The organism is Streptomyces violaceoruber, from assembly GCF_033406955.1.
GTDB classification, from domain to species: Bacteria; Actinomycetota; Actinomycetes; order Streptomycetales; family Streptomycetaceae; genus Streptomyces; species Streptomyces violaceoruber.
On record NZ_CP137734.1, the window covers coordinates 6958428 to 6975807 of the forward strand.

The 17380-nt window shown below is 71.2% G+C and carries 16 protein-coding genes and 1 riboswitch; of the genes, 12 read left to right on the forward strand and 4 right to left on the reverse strand.

The window, feature by feature from the left end:
• Positions 1-31 precede the first annotated feature (31 nt).
• Positions 32-2413, reverse strand: coding sequence for a chitinase C-terminal domain-containing protein (locus R2E43_RS31220; protein WP_332056760.1), 2382 nt, complete (start codon positions 2411-2413; stop codon positions 32-34).
• Between the two features lie 204 nt (positions 2414-2617).
• Positions 2618-2748: riboswitch (FMN riboswitch) on the forward strand.
• A 148-nt stretch (positions 2749-2896) separates the two neighbouring features.
• Here R2E43_RS31220 and R2E43_RS31225 point away from each other — a divergent pair.
• The 9 genes from R2E43_RS31225 to R2E43_RS31265 all read left to right on the forward strand — a co-directional run bounded on the left by R2E43_RS31225 (position 2897) and on the right by R2E43_RS31265 (position 10230).
• Entirely contained in the window at positions 2897-3499 is a 603-nt protein-coding gene (locus R2E43_RS31225) for a riboflavin synthase (RefSeq protein WP_003977382.1), read from the forward strand.
• Entirely contained in the window at positions 3496-4140 is a 645-nt protein-coding gene (locus R2E43_RS31230; protein WP_003977383.1) for a nicotinamide mononucleotide transporter family protein, read from the forward strand. Before R2E43_RS31225 ends, R2E43_RS31230 begins: the two co-directional genes overlap by 4 nt.
• Positions 4137-5426, forward strand: coding sequence for a bifunctional 3,4-dihydroxy-2-butanone-4-phosphate synthase/GTP cyclohydrolase II (locus tag R2E43_RS31235; RefSeq protein WP_193485760.1), 1290 nt, complete (start codon positions 4137-4139; stop codon positions 5424-5426). The genes R2E43_RS31230 and R2E43_RS31235 overlap by 4 nt, the downstream gene beginning before the upstream one ends.
• Positions 5427-5447: 21 nt before the next feature.
• Positions 5448-5933 carry a 6,7-dimethyl-8-ribityllumazine synthase gene (gene ribH, locus R2E43_RS31240; RefSeq protein ID WP_003977385.1) on the forward strand — a complete coding sequence of 162 codons (486 nt, stop codon included), beginning with the start codon at positions 5448-5450 and terminating at the stop codon, positions 5931-5933.
• Between the two features lie 34 nt (positions 5934-5967).
• Positions 5968-6240, forward strand: coding sequence for a phosphoribosyl-ATP diphosphatase (locus R2E43_RS31245; RefSeq protein WP_011027788.1), 273 nt, complete (start codon positions 5968-5970; stop codon positions 6238-6240).
• 48 nt (positions 6241-6288) lie between these two features.
• The gene (gene hisG, locus R2E43_RS31250; protein WP_003977387.1) at positions 6289-7146 is read left to right on the forward strand and encodes an ATP phosphoribosyltransferase; all 858 of its coding nucleotides are present in this window, start codon (positions 6289-6291) and stop codon (positions 7144-7146) included.
• Between the two features lie 37 nt (positions 7147-7183).
• A complete protein-coding gene (locus tag R2E43_RS31255; RefSeq protein WP_003977388.1) occupies positions 7184-7654 on the forward strand; it encodes a PH domain-containing protein in 471 nt (156 codons plus the stop codon).
• A gap of 204 nt (positions 7655-7858) precedes the next feature.
• Positions 7859-9190 carry a hemolysin family protein gene (locus R2E43_RS31260; protein ID WP_003977389.1) on the forward strand — a complete coding sequence of 444 codons (1332 nt, stop codon included), beginning with the start codon at positions 7859-7861 and terminating at the stop codon, positions 9188-9190.
• Positions 9187-10230, forward strand: coding sequence for a hemolysin family protein (locus R2E43_RS31265; RefSeq protein ID WP_003977390.1), 1044 nt, complete (start codon positions 9187-9189; stop codon positions 10228-10230). The genes R2E43_RS31260 and R2E43_RS31265 overlap by 4 nt, the downstream gene beginning before the upstream one ends.
• 174 nt (positions 10231-10404) lie before the next feature.
• Here R2E43_RS31265 and R2E43_RS31270 read toward each other — a convergent pair whose 3' ends face one another.
• Both R2E43_RS31270 and R2E43_RS31275 read right to left on the reverse strand, forming a co-directional pair.
• Positions 10405-12261 (reverse strand): AAA family ATPase, encoded by a 1857-nt coding sequence (locus R2E43_RS31270; protein WP_189283929.1) that lies wholly within the window; start codon positions 12259-12261, stop codon positions 10405-10407.
• Between the two features lie 447 nt (positions 12262-12708).
• Positions 12709-13311, reverse strand: a complete 603-nt coding sequence (locus R2E43_RS31275; RefSeq protein WP_231909170.1) for a uridine kinase family protein — start codon at positions 13309-13311, stop codon at positions 12709-12711.
• A 184-nt stretch (positions 13312-13495) separates the two neighbouring features.
• Here R2E43_RS31275 and R2E43_RS31280 point away from each other — a divergent pair, with 184 nt between their 5' ends.
• The 3 genes from R2E43_RS31280 (at position 13496) to R2E43_RS31290 (ending at position 15895) form a co-directional block, all read left to right on the forward strand.
• Complete coding sequence (locus R2E43_RS31280) at positions 13496-14887, forward strand: peptidase C39 family protein (RefSeq protein WP_332056761.1); 1392 nt, start codon at positions 13496-13498, stop codon at positions 14885-14887.
• Positions 14888-15006: 119 nt separating this feature from the next.
• Entirely contained in the window at positions 15007-15150 is a 144-nt protein-coding gene (locus R2E43_RS31285) for an SCO1431 family membrane protein (RefSeq protein WP_106435246.1), read from the forward strand.
• An 82-nt stretch (positions 15151-15232) separates the two neighbouring features.
• Positions 15233-15895, forward strand: a complete 663-nt coding sequence (locus R2E43_RS31290; protein ID WP_003977395.1) for a TetR/AcrR family transcriptional regulator — start codon at positions 15233-15235, stop codon at positions 15893-15895.
• Positions 15896-15973: 78 nt separating this feature from the next.
• Here R2E43_RS31290 and R2E43_RS31295 read toward each other — a convergent pair whose 3' ends face one another.
• Positions 15974-17227 (reverse strand): glycoside hydrolase family 18 protein, encoded by a 1254-nt coding sequence (locus R2E43_RS31295; protein ID WP_136209164.1) that lies wholly within the window; start codon positions 17225-17227, stop codon positions 15974-15976.
• Positions 17228-17380: the final 153 nt, after the last annotated feature.

Genomic DNA, 17380 nt, shown 5'->3' on the forward strand with positions numbered 1-17380 from the left:
GTCACCGCCGCCGGGCCCGTTCGGGCGGGGGTCAGCAGGCGCCGAGGTCCTGCCAGACACCCCATTCACCGGTGGTTCCGGGCTCCTCGCCCTTCGTCCACCACTTGGACTTCCACGTGTGCCCCTGGTGGGACACCGATGTGCCGCCGCCGTACGACGAGGCCGTGTCCCAGGCGGGAGCGGTGCACTGCCCGGTGCCGTCCGTCGGGCTGGGACTCGGCCCCGGGGACTCGGTGCCCGTGGGCGTGGGCGTGGGGGTGGGCGTGGGCGTCTGCGTCCCCGGGTCCACCACGGTCGTGCCCCGGGCGAGGTCACCCGCCAGGGCGTACGCCGTGCCGCCGATCGTGACCGTCCAGTTCGACGGGGTCGACACGGGCAGGTAGTAGTTGAACGCCAGGTCCACGGTCGCGCCCGGCGCCAGCGACTGCCACGCCGGCAGCTTCAGCGACACCCGGTGGAAGTCACCCTTCAGACCGCCCGCGTTGCCGCCCGTGTGGTCGCTGTGGATGACCTTGGTCCCGAAACCGGACTGGTCGGAGGCGTTCCCCGGGGCCGAGGTCCCGTAGTCGAACTGGAACTCGGTGCCGCCCGGCAGCGCGGTCCTCGTGTTGTTGGTGATCCGCAGCTTGGGCGTGATCGGGTAGTTGGAGTCGCCCAGCTTGAAGTCGGTGAACTCCACGTCCACGTCCACGGCCCGCACCGGCAGGTCCGCGTCGGACTTCTTCGCGCCGTAGGGCGCGGCCGACCTGAACGTGTCGTACATCAGCGAGGTGAGAGTGTCGCCCATCTCGTACTGGCCCTTGGCGGCGTTCCAGCCGTAGTCGCCGGCCAGCTCCCAGATCATCGCGCCGCCGATGCCGCGGTCCGCCACGTAGTCGGCCTTGGCCCCGACCGACTGCTCGTCCTCGGTGGACAGGAACACCTTCTTCTCGGTGTTCCACAGCCAGGGGGCGACCAGCGTCGAGTCGTACTTGCGGGCGTAGGTGCCCGTCAGCTTCGTGTCCGCCGGGAAGCCGTAGTCGGTGACGTAGTCGCCGACGATGCCCTTCTCCAGGTTCTTGGCGTGCCACATCGGGTTGGAGCCCGCCGGGGACTCCTTGCCGTTGGTGTCGAGGTCGTGCCAGAGGTTGTCGATGCCGACGGCGCCGTCACCGCACTTGGTCAGGCCGGAGCCCGCCGGGCAGGTGGACGCGGAGGCCCTGCCCCACAGGCCGTCGGTGCCGCCCTGGACGTTCTTGTGGCCGCGGGTGTAGTACGGCAGGCCGATGTTGATGCGGCCGGCCGGCATGGAGCCGCGGAAGTAGTGGTAGGCCCAGTCGGTGTTGAGGTAGCCGATGCCCCCGTACTGGGCGCTGCCGTAGACGTTGGCTGCGGCCAGTTCGGCGTCCTTGCCGTCGTCGAAGAGCGAGGCGTTCGGGCCGACGTACTCGTTCCAGGCGCCGTGCAGGTCGTAGGACATGATGTTGACGTAGTCCAGGTACTTCTGGACCTGGAAGGTCTCCATGCCGCGCAGCAGGTATCCGGAGGACGGCGCGGCGACGGAGAGCAGGTAGTGCCTGCCGTCCGCGGCGCCCGCGCGGTCCAGCTTCTCGCGCAGCGTCCTCATCAGTGCCGCGTAGCCCTTGACCAGCCCGGCCCGGCGGCCGTTGGCGAAGGACCAGTCGAGCGGGTTGCCCGCGTCCTTCATCGTCGTCGGGTACTCGTAGTCGATGTCGACGCCGTTGAAGCCGTACTTCCGGACGAAGTCGACCGCCGAGTCCGCGAAGGTGTCGATGCCGGCCTGGTTGACCAAGCCGTCGGCCTTGGTGGCCATCGAGTAGAAGCCGCCGGAGTCGACGCGCGAGCCGTCGTCCGCGAAGTAGCCGCCCGTCTCGGCCCAGCCGCCCACCGAGATCATCGTCTTGACGTCAGGGTGCTGCTTCTTGAACTTGTTGAGCAGGTTGAAGTGGCCCTTGTAGGGGAGGCCGGGGTCCATCTCGGCGCCCTCGACCCCGGGCCACGTCATGCCGGTGGCCGCGTTCTTCTCGCCGTTCGAGCCCACGGAGAGCCTGTTGCCGCCGTCGACGTGCGCGAAGGCGTAGTTGATGTGGGTGATCTTGTCCCACGGGATGTCCGAGGCGAGGTAGGCCGGCTTGCCGTCCTTGCCCGTGCGCCAGCTCGTGAAGTAGCCGATCACCCGGCGCGGGTGGTCGGCGCCCATCTTCTCCCTGCCGTCGGCGTCGTAGACCGAGCAGTAGGGGACGTCGACGCCGGGGGTCTGGTAGAGCCCGTCGGGTCGACAGGACTCCTGGTCGGCGGCTTGCGAGGCGGTCGCCGGGAGTCCGGCGAGCAGCAGGCCGGCGACGGCGGCGACGGCCGCGAACAGGGCCGGCCCCGCTCTGTGGCGGGATCTGGAGCGTGACGGGGAAGGCACAGTCGGTTCCTCTCCACGGAAGTTGCGCAGACAGTAGAGAGGACTAGACCAGTGAGTCAATAGGTATGGACCAATCTCAAGGCGACGGTGCGGCCGCCCAGTTGGCGCCCTCCGCGCCCGGCGATGACCACCCTGTGAGCCACTCCACACGCTCCGTTCGCATGAAGGTGGATCAGGCGTGGCACACTGGCCCTGTACCAGAAGCAGCGCACTCCGGGGTCGGTGAAAGTCCGAACCGGCGGTTACAGTCCGCGACCCGGTCGCCTCCAGCGACCGGTTGACCAGGTGAAATTCCTGGACCGACGGTTAAAGTCCGGATGGGAGGCAGTGCGCGGCGGGCGAGCATTCGTGCGCGCCGCCGATTTCTGGGCGTGCCTTTCAGGGGTGCGCCCTGTGCGGCGTCGCTCCCGGTGTCCTCGTTCGTGACTCTGTCGTTCCGACAGCCCCGGAGTCCGTGCCCGAAGAGGCAGGAGGACCCGGGAAGTGTTCACCGGAATCGTCGAAGAGCTGGGCGAGATCACCGCAGTCGAGACCCTCGACGACGCCTGTCGCTTCCGCGTGCGCGGCCCCGCGGTCACCGAAGGTGCCCGGCACGGCGACTCGATCGCCGTCAACGGCGTCTGCCTCACGGTCGTCGACCACGAGGGCGACGCGTTCACGGCCGACGTGATGGCCGAGACCCTGAACCGCTCCAGCCTCGGCGCCCTCGCCGTCGGCTCCCGCGTCAACCTGGAGCGCCCCACCGCCGTCGGCGCCCGGCTCGGCGGGCACATCGTGCAGGGCCACGTCGACGGCACCGGCGAGATCCTGGAGCGCAAGCCCTCCGAGCACTGGGAGATCGTCAAGATCTCGCTGCCCGCCGACCTCGCCCGCTACGTCGTGGAGAAGGGCTCCATCACCGTCGACGGCATCAGCCTCACCGTCGTCGACGCGGGACCCGACTTCTTCACCGTCAGCCTCATCCCCACCACGCTCGCCCTGACCACGCTGGGCATCAAACAGCCCGGCGACCCGGTCAACCTCGAGGTCGACGTCATCGCCAAGTACGTCGAGCGGCTGCTCGGCGCCCAGGGGAGTACCAAGTGAACTGGCTCAACTCCGAGGCGTTCACCCTCTTCGACCAGCACATCAAGTGGTCGGACATGATCGGCAACGTGATCGGTCTGCTCGGCCTCGCCCTCGGCTGGCGGCGCTCGATCTGGACCTGGCCCGTGCAGTTCGTCTCCGGGCTGATCCTCTTCACCGCGTTCGCCACCGCCCACCTCTCCGGCAGCGCGGGCAAGCAGATCGTCGTCATGGTCGTCGCCGCCTGGGGCTTCTGGCAGTGGAACCGCGGCCGGCGGCAGACGCAGGACGGCTCCGTCGCCGTACGGTTCGCCACCTGGCGCGAGCGCGGCGCGCTGGTCGCCGCGGCCGCCGTCGGCACCCTCGCGGTGGGCGCCCTGTTCACCGCCTTCCCCACCCTGTCCTGGGACCCCTGGCCGGACGCGTACATCTTCGTCGGCACCGTCGTCGCCATGTACGCCCAGGCCCGCGGCATGGTCGAGTTCTGGTTCGCCTGGCTGCTCGTCGACCTCGTCGGCGTCCCGCTGAACTTCGCCAACGGCTTCGCCTTCTCCGGCTTCGTCTACGTCCTCTACGGCGCGCTCGTCCTGTGGGGCCTGCGCGACTGGTGGCTGCGCTCCCGCGACGCGGCCCGCCCCCTCCCGGAAGGAGCGCCCGCATGAGCACGGCACCCATCCTCTACAGCCCCGACGGCCCCGAGGACCTCGTCCTCGACCCCGTCGAGCAGGCCGTCGCGGACATCGCCGCGGGCCGCCCCGTCGTGGTCGTCGACGACGAGAACCGCGAGAACGAGGGCGACCTCGTCATCGCCGCCGAGAAGGCGTCCGAGGAGATCGTCGCCTTCATGATGACCGAGTGCCGCGGCCTGATCTGCGCCCCCATGGAGGGCGAGGAACTGGACCGGCTCCGGCTCCCGCAGATGGTCGACGACAACACCGAGTCGATGAAGACCGCCTTCACCGTCTCCGTGGACGCCGGTGCCGCCCACGGCGTCACCACCGGCATCTCCGCCGCCGACCGCGCCACCACCCTCCGGCTCCTGGCGGGCGGCACCGCCGAGCCCGGCGACCTGGTCCGCCCCGGGCACGTCTTCCCGCTGCGCGCCCGCCCCGGCGGCGTACTCGTCCGCAACGGCCACACCGAGGCCGCCGTCGACCTGGCCCGCCTCGCGGGACTGCGTCCGGCCGGCGCCATCGTGGAGATCGCCGGTGAGGACGGGCGCATGCTGCGGCTGCCCGAGCTGATCCCGTTCGCCCGCAAGCACGGCCTGACGATCATCTCCATCGAGGACCTCATCGCCTACCGGCGCAGCGCGGAACCCACCGTCCGCCGCGAGGCCGAGGTACGGCTGCCCACGAAGCACGGCGAGTTCACGGCGTACGGCTACCGCTCCACCGTCGACGGCGTCGAGCACATCGCCCTCGTGCACGGCGAGATCGGCGACGGCGAGGACGTCCTGGTCCGCGTCCACTCCGAGTGCCTCACGGGCGACGTCTTCGGCTCCCAGCGCTGCGACTGCGGCCCCCAGCTCGACGCCTCCCTGGACCGCATCCAGGCCGAGGGCCGGGGAGTCGTCGTCTACCTGCGCGGCCACGAGGGGCGCGGCATCGGCCTGATGTCCAAGCTGCGCGCCTACGAACTCCAGGAGCGCGGCCGGGACACCCTCGACGCCAACCTGGAACTCGGCCTGCCCGCCGACGCCCGCGACTACGGCGCAGGCGCGCAGATCCTCGCCGACCTCGGCGTGCGAGCCGTCCGCCTCCTGACCAACAACCCGGACAAGAGCGACGCCCTCGAACGGCACGGCATCACGGTCACCGGCCGCGAGCCCATGCCCGTCCAGGCCGGCGAGCACAACCTCCGCTACCTGCGCACCAAGCGGGACCGGATGGGACACGACCTGCCCTGGCTGGACACGACCCCCGTGTCCACCTGCGGCAACCAGTAAGCACGTACGACGAGGAGACACGTGAGCGGCAAGGGTGCACCGGAACTGTCCGTACGCAACGTCGGAGACCTCAGGGTCGCCGTGATCGCGTCGCAGTGGCACGACAAGGTGATGGACGGACTGGTCGACGGCGCCCTGCGCGCCCTGCACGAGCTGGGGATCGACGAGCCGACCCTGCTCAGGGTCCCCGGCAGCTTCGAACTGCCGGTGGTCGCCAAGGTCCTCGCGGGCCGCGGCTACGACGCGATCGTCGCCCTCGGCGTCGTCATCCGCGGCGGCACCCCCCACTTCGACTACGTCTGCCAGGGCGTCACCCAGGGCCTGGTCCAGGTCTCCGTCGAGACCGGCGTCCCCGTCGGCTTCGGCGTCCTCACCTGCGACACCGAGGAACAGGCCCTGGACCGGGCCGGTATCGAGGGCTCCAGCGAGGACAAGGGCCACGAGGCGGTGACCGCGGCCGTCGCCACGGCGGCCACGCTCCGCTCAGTATCCGAACCGTGGCGCTAGGCCGGTCGGCACTACGCGTAAAGTGGGCGGCACCATGTCCAAGAAGACTTTCGAGGAGCTGTTCACCGAGCTCCAGCACAAGGCAGCCAACGGCGACCCCGCCACCTCCCGCACCGCCGAACTGGTGGACAAGGGGGTCCATGCCATCGGCAAGAAGGTCGTCGAGGAAGCCGCCGAGGTCTGGATGGCCGCCGAGTACGAGGGCAAGGACGCGGCGGCCGAGGAGATCTCCCAGCTGCTGTACCACGTCCAGGTGATGATGGTCGCCCGCGGCATCTCCCTGGACGACGTCTACGCCCACCTGTAAAGCCGGACCCCCTCTTCTCCACCCCTTCACACAAAGGAAGCCGACCTCATGCTGCGCATCGCCGTCCCCAACAAGGGTTCCCTGTCAGGCCCCGCGGGGGAGATGCTGCATGAGGCCGGCTACCAGCAGCGGCGCGAGTCCAAGGAGCTGCGGATCGTCGACCCGGTCAACGAGGTCGAGTTCTTCTACCTCCGCCCCCGCGACATCGCGATCTACGTCTCCTCGGGCAAGCTCGACATCGGCATCACCGGCCGCGACCTGCTGGTCGACTCCGGCGCCCACGCCGAGGAGATCCTCCCGCTCGGCTTCGCCCGCTCCACCTTCCGCTTCGCCGGCAAGCCCGGCGCCGCCACCGGCATCGACGACCTCAAGGGCCGCACCGTAGCCACCTCCTACGAGGGCATCGTCGCCGCCCACCTGGCCGACCGGGGCGTCGACGCCTCCGTCGTCCACCTGGACGGAGCCGTCGAGACCGCCATCGAGCTGGGCGTCGCCGAGGTCATCGCGGACGTCGTGGAGACCGGCACCTCCCTGCGCAACGCGGGCCTGGAGGTCTTCGGCGAGCCCATCATGAAGTCCGAGGCCGTCGTGATCCGCCGCTCGGACGCGGAGCCCGACGAGACCACCGAACCCAAGGTCCAGCAGTTCCTGCGCCGCCTCCAGGGCGTCCTGGTGGCCCGGACCTACGTGATGATGGACTACGACTGCCGGGTCGAGCAGCTGGAGAAGGCCGTCGCGCTCACCCCCGGCCTGGAGTCCCCGACCGTGTCCCCGCTGCACAACGAGGGCTGGGTCGCCGTGCGCGCGATGGTCCCGGCCAAGGAGGCCCAGCGGATCATGGACGACCTGTACGAGATCGGCGCCCGCGCCATCCTGACCACGGCCATCCACGCCTGCCGGCTCTGACCCGCCGCCGCCCCAGGAGCACGCACGGAGCCACGCCATGCCCGACACCACGCCGGACCACCTGCCGGCCCTGCCCGTCACCTTCCGTCCGGGACGCACCCGTGCCGTCCTGATCGTCCTCGCGATCGTCACCTTCGTGACCGTCACGGCGCTCGGGATGCTGCTGGGCGGCCTCGGCCCCGGCGAGCGCGTCAGCTTCGTGCTGACCGCACTCGTCCTGGCCGGCGTGCTGTTCCTGATGGCCCGGCCCCGGGTCGACGCCGACGAGACGGGCGTCACGGTGGTCAACCTGACCGCCAGGCGGCGCCTCGCGTGGCCCGAGATCCTCCGGGTCAACCTCCGTCAGGGCGACCCCTGGGTCTTCCTCGACCTCAGCGACGGCACCAGCCTGCCCGCGCTCGGCATCCAGCCCGGCATCGCCAAGCAGCAGGCCCTCGCCGACGCACGTGCCCTGCGCGACCTCGTGGAGGCCCGGTCCGGTGCCCTCCCCGAGGCGCCGCGCGACTAGACGCGGCGCCGCCGACCCTGCCGCGGGCCCCCTTTTCGTGATTAATCTGGGAACGAGGACGCGGACCTCGCGTGCTCGCCCCCGCCGCTCCGCCCGGTGCGCGGGGTTCCTGCTACCCGAGGAGTGACTCCCTCCGGCGATGGACGGACCGTCCTGCAGTACCTGCGCCGCCCCCTGCTGTGACACCCCACAGGCGGCGGCCTCATGACCACCCCCCTGCTGCTCCTCGCAGCCGCGTTCCTGCTGATCCTCGCCAACGGCTTCTTCGTCGCGGCCGAGTTCGGACTGGTGACCGTGGAACGGCCCGACGCCGAACAGGCCGCCGCGGCCGGCGACCGGCGCGCCCACCGGGTCGTCGAGTCCCTCAAGGAGCTGTCCTTCCAGCTCTCCGGCACCCAGCTCGGGATCACCATCACCTCGCTCGTCGTCGGCATGCTCGCCGAACCGGCGCTGGCCCGGCTGCTCGACGGCCCGTTCACGGCCGTCGGCGTCCCCGACGGCGCCGTGTCCGGCGTGTCGGTCGTCGTCGGCATGCTGCTGGCCTCCGCCGTGCAGATGGTGATCGGCGAACTGGTGCCCAAGAACTGGGCGGTCTCCAAGCCGCTCCAGGTCGCGCGCTTCGTCGCCGGACCCCAACACGCCTTCGCCCGGCTCTTCCACCCGGTGATCGCCGCACTCAACACCGTGGCCAACCGCCTGGTCCGCACGCTGGGCATCGAACCCGCCGAGGAACTGGCCTCCGCCCGCACCCCCGGCGAACTGGTCTCCCTGGCCCGGCACTCCGCCCGGGCCGGCGCCCTGGAACAGGACACCGCCGACCTCTTCGTACGGACCCTCTCCCTCGGCGAACTGACCGCCCAGCACGTCATGACACCCCGCGTGAAGGTCAGCGCGCTGCACTCCTCGGCCACCGCCGAGGACGTCGTCAACCTGACCCGCGCCACCGGCCTGTCCCGCTTCCCCGTGTACCGGGAGAAGATCGACGAGATCGTCGGCATGGTCCACCTCAAGGACGCCCTCGCGGTCCCCGTGCACGACCGGCTGCGCACCCCGGCCGGCCGGATCGCCCGCCCGGCGCTGCTCGTCCCCGAGACCCTGCCCGTGCGACCGCTGCTGACCCGGTTGCGCAGCGAGCAGCCCATCGCGGTCGTGGTCGACGAGTACGGCGGCACGGCCGGAGTCGTCACCCTGGAGGACATCGTCGAGGAGATCGTCGGCGAGGTCCGCGACGAGCACGACGGACTCGACGCACCCGAACTGGCCCCCGCCCCGCCCGAGGACGGCCGCCCCGCCTGGGACGTCGACGGCAGCTGCCGCGTGGACGCCCTGCGCCGCGTCGGCCTGGACGCCCCCGAGGGGCCGTACGAGACCGTGGCCGGACTCGTCGCCGACCTGCTCGGCCGCATCCCGGCCGTCGGCGACCGCGCCGAGCTGCCCGGCTGGCGGCTCTCGGTCCGCCAGGTCGGCCACTACCGCGCCGAGCGGATACGCCTGGTGCGCACTGCCGCGGTCTCCGCCCTGGAGGCCGCCCGATGAGCGTCCTGCAACTCCTCTTCGCCGCACTGCTCGTGCTCGCCAACGGCTTCTTCGTCGGCGCCGAGTTCGCGCTCGTCTCCGTGCGCCGCAGCCAGATCGAACCGCTCGGCACCACCCGCGCCCGGCAGGTGCTGTACGGCCTGGAACGACTGCCGCAGATGATGGCCGCCGCCCAGTTCGGCATCACCGTCTGCTCGCTGACCCTCGGCGCGGTCGCCGAGCCGACCGTCGCGCACCTCCTGGAGCCGGTCTTCGAGTGGATCCACTTGCCGCACGGCATGATCCACCCGCTGGGCTACGTCATCGCGCTGGCCGTCGTGGTCTTCTGCCACCTGGTCATCGGCGAGATGGTCCCGAAGAACCTGGCGATGGCCGCACCCGAGAAGGCCGCGCTGTGGCTCAGCCCCGGCCTGGTCGCCTTCGCCCGCCTGTGCCGGCCGATCACCGTCGCGCTGGGCGCCTGCGCCCAGGGCATCCTGCGGCTCTTCCACGTCGAGCCCAAGGACGAGGTCGAGGCCGTCTTCACCAGCGAGCAGCTCAACCGGCTGGTGGAGGACGCCGGCCAGGCCGGACTGCTCGACCCGGAGGAGCAGGAACGCCTCGAGGACGCCCTGGAACTGGGCTCCCACCCGGTGACGGACGTACTCCTGCCACGTGAGTCCCTGGTGACGGTCAGCCCCTCGGTCACGCCCGGGGAGATCGTCGCGCTCACCGCCCGCACCGGGTACTCGCGCTTCCCGATCGCGGCGGACCAGGGCGCCTTCATGGGGTACCTGCACGTCAAGGACGTCCTCGACCTGGAGGAGTCCGACCGCGCCGTCCCCCAGCACCTGTGGCGCCCGATGACCACGCTGCGCCCCGAGCTCCCCCTGGACGACGCCCTCACGGTGATGCGCCGCGCGGCCACCCACCTGGCCCAGGTCACGGACCCGTCGGGCCGGATCCTCGGTCTGGTCGCCCTGGAGGACGTACTGGAACTCCTGGTCGGCGAGGTACGGGACCCGGCCCACAGAAACAGAGAGGTAACCCTGGCCACGTAACCACGGGCACTCGCGCCGGCGCCGCGGGTATACGCGCCGCCGCCCCGCCGCCGCTGCGGGCAGTCGCGCCGCTGGGGCGGCACGGGTGGGCGGTGGGGGCGCCTCCCAGGCCGTTCAGGCACGGGGGGCACCCCGCAGCGCCGGGCTGTGCCCCCCCGCACCGAGGCTCGGCCTCTACACGGCCGACGGTCCCCCCGGCCCCCGTCCCGACAGCACTTCCCCGTACGCCTGCATCAGATCCGGCAACCGCAACGTGGCCAGATCGTCCCGGGTCAATGCCCCCGGATACACGGACAACCGCAGATCCCGGTACGCACAGCTCTTCTCGTACAGCGTCCGCAGGAACCGCCCGTTCCCCAACTCGTCGATCCACCCCTGATCCACCACGTGCCCGGCGATCGACCGCAACTCGTCCAGCGCCTCCTCGTCCCACACGTCCCCGTTCTCCGCCGCGAGCACCTCACCGATCGAGGTCAGCTCCAGCGGCCGGTACGACGGGAAGTCCACCCGCGTCGTGAAACGCGAGGACAACCCGGGATTGGCGCCCAGCAGCCGGTCCATGCCCTCCGGATAGCCGGCCAGGATCACCACCAGGTGGTCCCGGTTGTCCTCGGCCCGCTTCAGCAGCACCTGGAGTGCCTCGTCGCCGTACGCGTCGCCCTTGCCGTACCCGGAGTTGGACAGGGAGTACGCCTCGTCGACGAAGAGGACACCGCCGAGCGCGGAGTCGATCAGCTCGTTCGCCTTCACGGCGGTCTGGCCCAGGTACTCGCCGACCAGATCCGCCCGCTGCGCCTCCACCAGGTGGTCGCCGCCGAGCAGTCCGAGGGCGTAGAAGACCCGGCCCAGGATGCGGGCCACGGTGGTCTTGCCGGTGCCGGAGGGGCCGGAGAAGACGAAGTGACGTTTGGGCGGCTGCACGGGCAAGCCCTGCCCGGCCCGCAGCCGCGCCATGTTCAGCTGCGCGGATAGCGCCTTGACCTGGCGCTTCACCGGTTCCAGGCCCACCATCCGCTCCAGCTCGGCGAGCGCCTCCTCCAGCAGTGCCGGATCGGTGGGACCGCTGGGCAGGGACGGGTCGGGCCCGCCCGCCTTCTCGCGCACCGACGGCCCGCCGAGCGGAGGCAGCGGGGCGGACAGCGCGGGTTCCGGGGCGGAGACCTTGACGCCGCGCTCCTCGGTGCCGAACAGGGGGTCGAGCCCGTCCAGGCCGTCCGTCCCCGCACCCGCCTGCGCGTACCCCGTGAGGTCGGCCGGGTCGTCGTAGCCGTCGCCCTCGGCGATCGCGGCCAGCCGGGCCGAGGTGTCCATGAAGGCGGGGTCGACGCGGTGCACCGCCCGGTACAGCGGGAGCGCGGCGGCGCTGCGCCCGGTGCCCTCGTGGGCCCGCGCCAGCCAGTAGCGCAGCTCCTTGCGCTGCGGCTGCTCGCTGCGGCACCGCATCAGGGCCGCCGAAAGGAGCGGCTCGGCCTGCCCGTACATCTCCAGGCGGACCCGGGCCATGCCGCTGAACAGCCCCGCCTCGATACCCAGTAAGGGGTCGCCGAGCAGTGGGTCGGTGTGCCGGACGAGCTGCTCCCAGTCCTTGACGAGGTAGGCGCGGCACGCGTGCAGGAAGCGGACCTGCGCGTCGGAGTCCACCGGTGGCAGCCCGGCCAGGGCCCGGTCCAGCTCCGGGACGTGCCGGCCGTCCAGCCAGTGCGAGGCGTGCGCCAGCAGCAGGTCGCGCGGGTTCTCCAGCACGGGCTGCACCCACCAGCCCAGCCAGTACCAGGAGTTGAGCGTCCGGCGGTGGCGGGCCCGCTGCTCGCCGAAGCGGTCGCGGTTGCGGAACATTCGCAGGAGCGCGTTCGTGGTGTCGACGCGCAGCGCGTGCAGTCCCAGCCAGCCGTCGGCCATCGTGGGGTCGATCCGCACCGCCGCCCGGAACTCCTCCTCCGCCTGCGGGTAGGCCCCCATGGTGTAGGCGTCCACGCCGCGCAGCCAGGCGAGTTCGGCCGGGGCCTGTGGGCCCTGCGTGCCGAAGTCCATCACGTCCCCCACCTACCGTGCCCCCGTCGGTATGCCACCGAGCCGTCGCTCGTCGGCCGCCTCGGTCAACGGCTCTACCGCGGACCGGAGTTGCAGGTGCGTGCGGCAATCTCCCGTAGGTCGCACCGAGGGCATCGTACCCGCGGCGGTCATTCCTCCGAAGGGTGCGGGAGGGGTCGTTCCGCGAGGTGGGAGCGGGCGGGGCGCGCGACCCGACGGTGACCGAGGGTGAGCGTTTGGCGTCGCGGAGGAGCCGGAAGGCGCGCTCAGGGCAGAACGAAGCCCCCGATCACGGGGGAACAACCGGGGGCTTCGCGTCTGTCGGCGGCTTCGAACTGCCGCACATTCAGAACGTAAGACCTGTACGGCCCCTGGGTCAAGCGAAGTTGGGGCACGTCGGCGGGGTGCCGGGGCGCGATCTTCACGCGTTCAACACATTGCGGAAGGTCAGTCACTCTGTGTGAGAAAGTGGGCTCCGGAGGTGCTCCCCGCCGGCCCCGGCAGTACCTCGTACCCCTGTTCGCGCTGTCGCACCAGAAGGTGCGCGAAGGGGCGCGAGGGATCCTCGGCGAAGTGCCGGCGCTCGGCCGGGATCCATCCGTCCCAGAACGTCCGTTGTTCCGCTCCGTCGCGCGCCCGTCCGCGCGCCCACGCCCGCGCCGCGGGCAGGTCCATCCACAGGAGTCCGGCCAGGTGCGGCCGGAGCGCCCCGCGGCCGGCGCCGACGCCCTCGACCAGGACCACCGGAGCGGGCTCCAGGGCGACCGGTGCCCCGAACCGCCGGGTCCGCCAGTCGTACGGCGCGTAGTGCGCGGTCTCACCGCGCCCCAACGGCTCGATCACCTGGGCGAGCAGTCGCGCGGTCCAGCCGAACAGCTCGTCGTGACTGGCGATGTCGTCGAGGTGCAGCACCGGCGCACCGCCCAGGCCGGCCGCCAGCCGCCCGGCGAAGGTGGACTTGCCGGACCCGGCGTGTCCGTCGACGGCGATCAGACGTACGGGTCCGCAGGAGGGGGGAAGCCGGCGGAGCCGGGCTGCGAGGTCGAGGATGGCGGATCCCGGGGGTGGCGCGGGGCGGACGTGTTCAGTCGCACTCTAACCAGTGGTCGACACCAATATTGGTGGCGTGGCGTGCGTGGAAGTGCTGGCAGGAGCGGGCACCTGCGGCCATAGTTGGCGCACGACCGTGCAACGACGGACCCGCCCGACCCGGACACCTGGGGGTCTCCCGCTCATGAGCAGAGTCGAACAGCCGTCCCGCAGAGCCCTGCTGGCCGCAGCCGTCGCCGCGGCCGCCGTGACGGGCGGAGCGATCCCGGCGACCGCCCTGGCCGCATCCCGCGCGGGTGCCGGCGGTGGCGCCGCGGGCCCCGGCCGGGACAGCGCCCGGCGGCCGGTGGACTACCGCGCCTGGACCACCCTCGGCGACTGGCGGCGCGGGACCGTGCGGGGCGCCCGGCCCGTCGCGGGCGCCCGCCCGGGAGTCGTGATCGGCGCCCCGGCCGGCACCGTCGACTACGCCGACCCGCACACCGGCACCACCGCGACCTGGGAGTACGCGACCTGGACCTCGCCCGTCCACCGGCTCGCGGTGCCCTCGACGGAGGTCATCGCCTCCTGGAACGCGCACACGCCGGGCGGCACCTGGATCCAGGTCGAACTGAAGGGCACCTACTCCGACGGCACGGACACGCCCTGGTACGTGATGGGCCGCTGGACGGCAGGCGACGGCGAGCAGGACATCAGGCGGACCTCGGTCGACGACCAGGGCGACGGCAGGAGCAGCATCTGGACCGACACCTTCTCGATCGACGACGCCTCCACCGGCCTGCGCCTGGCCTCCTACCGGCTCCGGCTCACCCTCCACCGCCGCCCGGGCACCCGCACCACGCCCACCGTCTGGCGGCTCGGCGCGATGGGCTCGGACGTCCCCGACCGCTTCACCGTGCCCGCCTCCACCCCCGGGTACGCCGGGGAACTGCGCGTCCCGCGCTATTCGCAGGAGATCCACAAGGGCCAGTACCCGGAGTACGACAACGGCGGCGAGGCCTGGTGCAGCCCCACCTCCTCGCAGATGATCATCGAGTACTGGGGCGGCCGCCTCACCGAGGACCAGCTGGCCTGGGTCGATCCCTCCTACGCCGACCCGCAGATCTGCCACGCCGCCCGGTACACGTACGACAACCAGTACGAGGGCTGCGGCAACTGGCCCTTCAACGCCGCCTACGCCGCCACCTTCAAGGGTCTCCAGGGCGTGGTCACCCGCCTCGGATCCCTCACCGACCTGGAGACGCTGATCGCGGCCGGCATCCCGGCCATAACGTCCCAGTCGTTCCTGGAGGAGGAACTGACCGGATCGGGGTACGGCACCTCCGGCCACCTGATGACCGTGATCGGCTTCACCGCCGACGGCGACGTGATCGCCAACGACCCGGCCTCGGACGACAACGACGCCGTGCGCCGGGTCTACAGGCGGCGCGAGTGGGAGAACATCTGGCTCAGGACGAAGCGGTACAACGCCAGTGGCAAGGTCGTCTCCGGCACCGGCGGTGTCTGCTACCTGTACTTCCCGGCCCACCCCGGCCCGCGTCAGCGCAAGGCCCTCGCGGCGGTGGGCGTGCGCTGAGCGGAGCGGACCGCGCCGCTGTGACCAAGCTCTCGGCCGCAAAAGCCGCTCACGGTGGCAAGGTGGACACCGTGAGCGGGGGGACTCCGCCGAGCCGAAGCCGAGAGCAGCGAGAAGCCATGACCGCACACAGCGCAGCCGCCACCCGTGTCCGTACCGGCGGACCCAAGGACGACGACGGCCCGAAGATCCTGGAACACGTCCTGGGCTGGACCCTCGTCGTGGTGGTCGCGATGCTCGTGGTTCAGCTGGGCCTGCTGTGACGTGACCCGGGTGTGACCTGCCCCACGACCCGACCTGCCATACTGCGGAGGTCCCGCCCCCCGCAGGAGACCAGGGTCGAAATTGAATATCAGTCAACAACCTGCCGACGTCCGTCCCCGGGCACGCGGCACCGAGCGCTCGGTGGCACGCCGCGCCGAACTCATCGCCATCGGGCGGAGGTTGTTCGCCGACACGTCCTACGACGCGCTCTCGATGGACGACATCGCCCGCCAGGCGCATGTCGCCAAGGGGCTGATCTACTACTACTTCCAGTCCAAGCGGGGCTACTACCTGGCGATCATCCAGGACTCCGTCGCGGGCCTCGTCACCACCGCGGCGCGCGGCACCGAACTGCCGCAGGTGGACCGCGTCCACCGCACCATCGACGGCTATCTGCGCTACGCCGAGCACAACCAGGCCGCCTACCGCACCATCGTCAGCGGGGGAGTCGGCTTCGACGCCGAGGTGCACGGCATCCGGGACGGGGTGCGTGAGGCCATCGTCGCCACCATCGCCGAAGGGGCGTACGGCCGTTCGGACATCGGTCCGCTGGCCCGCATGGGCCTGCTCGCCTGGGTGTGCAGCGTCGAGGGCGCCACCCTGGACTGGATCGGCCGGCCCGAACTGCCCCGCGAGACCATGCGCGAGCTGCTGGTGAAGTCGCTCGGCGGCACGCTGCGCGCCATCGAGGAACTGGACCCCGGCTACCCGGCCCCGGCCCCGGCCCGCCGCGACGACGCCTGACGACCGGGACGACGCCGACGAAGGGGCGGGAACCCGAGCAGGGTCCCGCCCCTTCGCCCCCCGTACGCGCCAGGTGGTTCAGTCGATCGCCCTGATCAGCTCGCCGTTCGCGGTGTCGCCGCTCAGCTCCCAGAAGAAGGTGCCGCCGAGACCTTGCTCGTTCTTGTACGCCATCTTGGTGGCGATGGTCTGCGGCGTGTCGTAACTCCACCAGTCGCTGCCGCACTTGGCGTACGCGGTGCCGCCCACCGTGCCGGTCGCGGGGCAGCTGGTCTTGAGCACCTTGTAGTCCTCGATGCCGTTCTCGTACGTGCCCTTCGCCGGGCCGGTCGCGGTGCCGCCCGGGTCCGCCTGGGTGACACCGGTCCAGCCGCGGCCGTAGAAGCCGAGGCCGAGCAGGAGCTTCGAGGACGGGACGCCGAGCCCCTTGAGCTTCGCGATCGTCGCCGAGGTGTGGTAGTCCTCCTTCGGAATGCCGGAGTACGAGGTCAGCGGCGAGTGCGGAGCGGTCGGCCCGGTGGCGTCCCAGGCGCCGAAGAAGTCGTACGTCATCGGGTTGTACCAGTCGACGTACTGCGCGGCCCCGGCGTAGTCCGCCGCGTCGATCTTGCCGCCGGCCGTGGCGTCGGCCGTGATCGCCGCGGTGACCAGGTAGTCCTGGCCGAACTTGGCGCGCAGGGCGCCCATCAGCTTCGGGAAGGCGTCGCGGCCGCTGGTGTCGCAGCTGAGGCCGCAGGCGTTCGGGTACTCCCAGTCGATGTCGATGCCGTCGAAGACGTCGGCCCACTTGGAGTTCTCGACCAGGTCGTAGCAGGACTGCGCGAACGCCTCCGGGTTCTGCGCGGCCTGCGCGAAGCCGCCGGACCAGGTCCAGCCGCCGAACGACCAGAGGATCTTCAGGTCGGGGTGCTTCTGCTTCAGCTTGAGCAGCTGGTTGAAGTTGCCCCGCAGCGGCTGGTCCCAGGTGTCGGCGACGCCGTCGACGGAGTCGGCGGCGGTGTAGGCCCGGTCGGTCGCCGCGTAGGCGTCGCCCATGGCGCACTTGCCGCCGGTGACGTTGCCGAACGAGTAGTTGATGTGGGTGAGTTTGTCGGCGGAGCCCGACGACTCGATGTTCTTGACGTGGTAGTTGCGGTCGTAGACGCCCCATTCGGTGAAGTAGCCGACGACCTTGGACCCGGGCGCGGCCTGCGCGGCGGGTGCCTCGGCCTGCGCGGCGGTGGCCGTGGCGGGGCCGGCCCCGGCCAGCAGACCGGCGCCGAGGGCGACGGTGCACAGGGCGGAGAACAGCGTCCGGATGGGGCGGACGCGGGGGAGGTGCGGGACGTGCATCGGGTGTCTCCTCGTGGGGGGATGAGGGAAACGCGCGCCGATTGGCATGAACGCGGTAATGCGCTCGGTCCGTCACCGTAGGAGGACTAGACCAGTGTGGTCAATGGTTCGGACCATTCTTGGGTTCCGAAGCCGGAATCGCGGCGCCCGCCG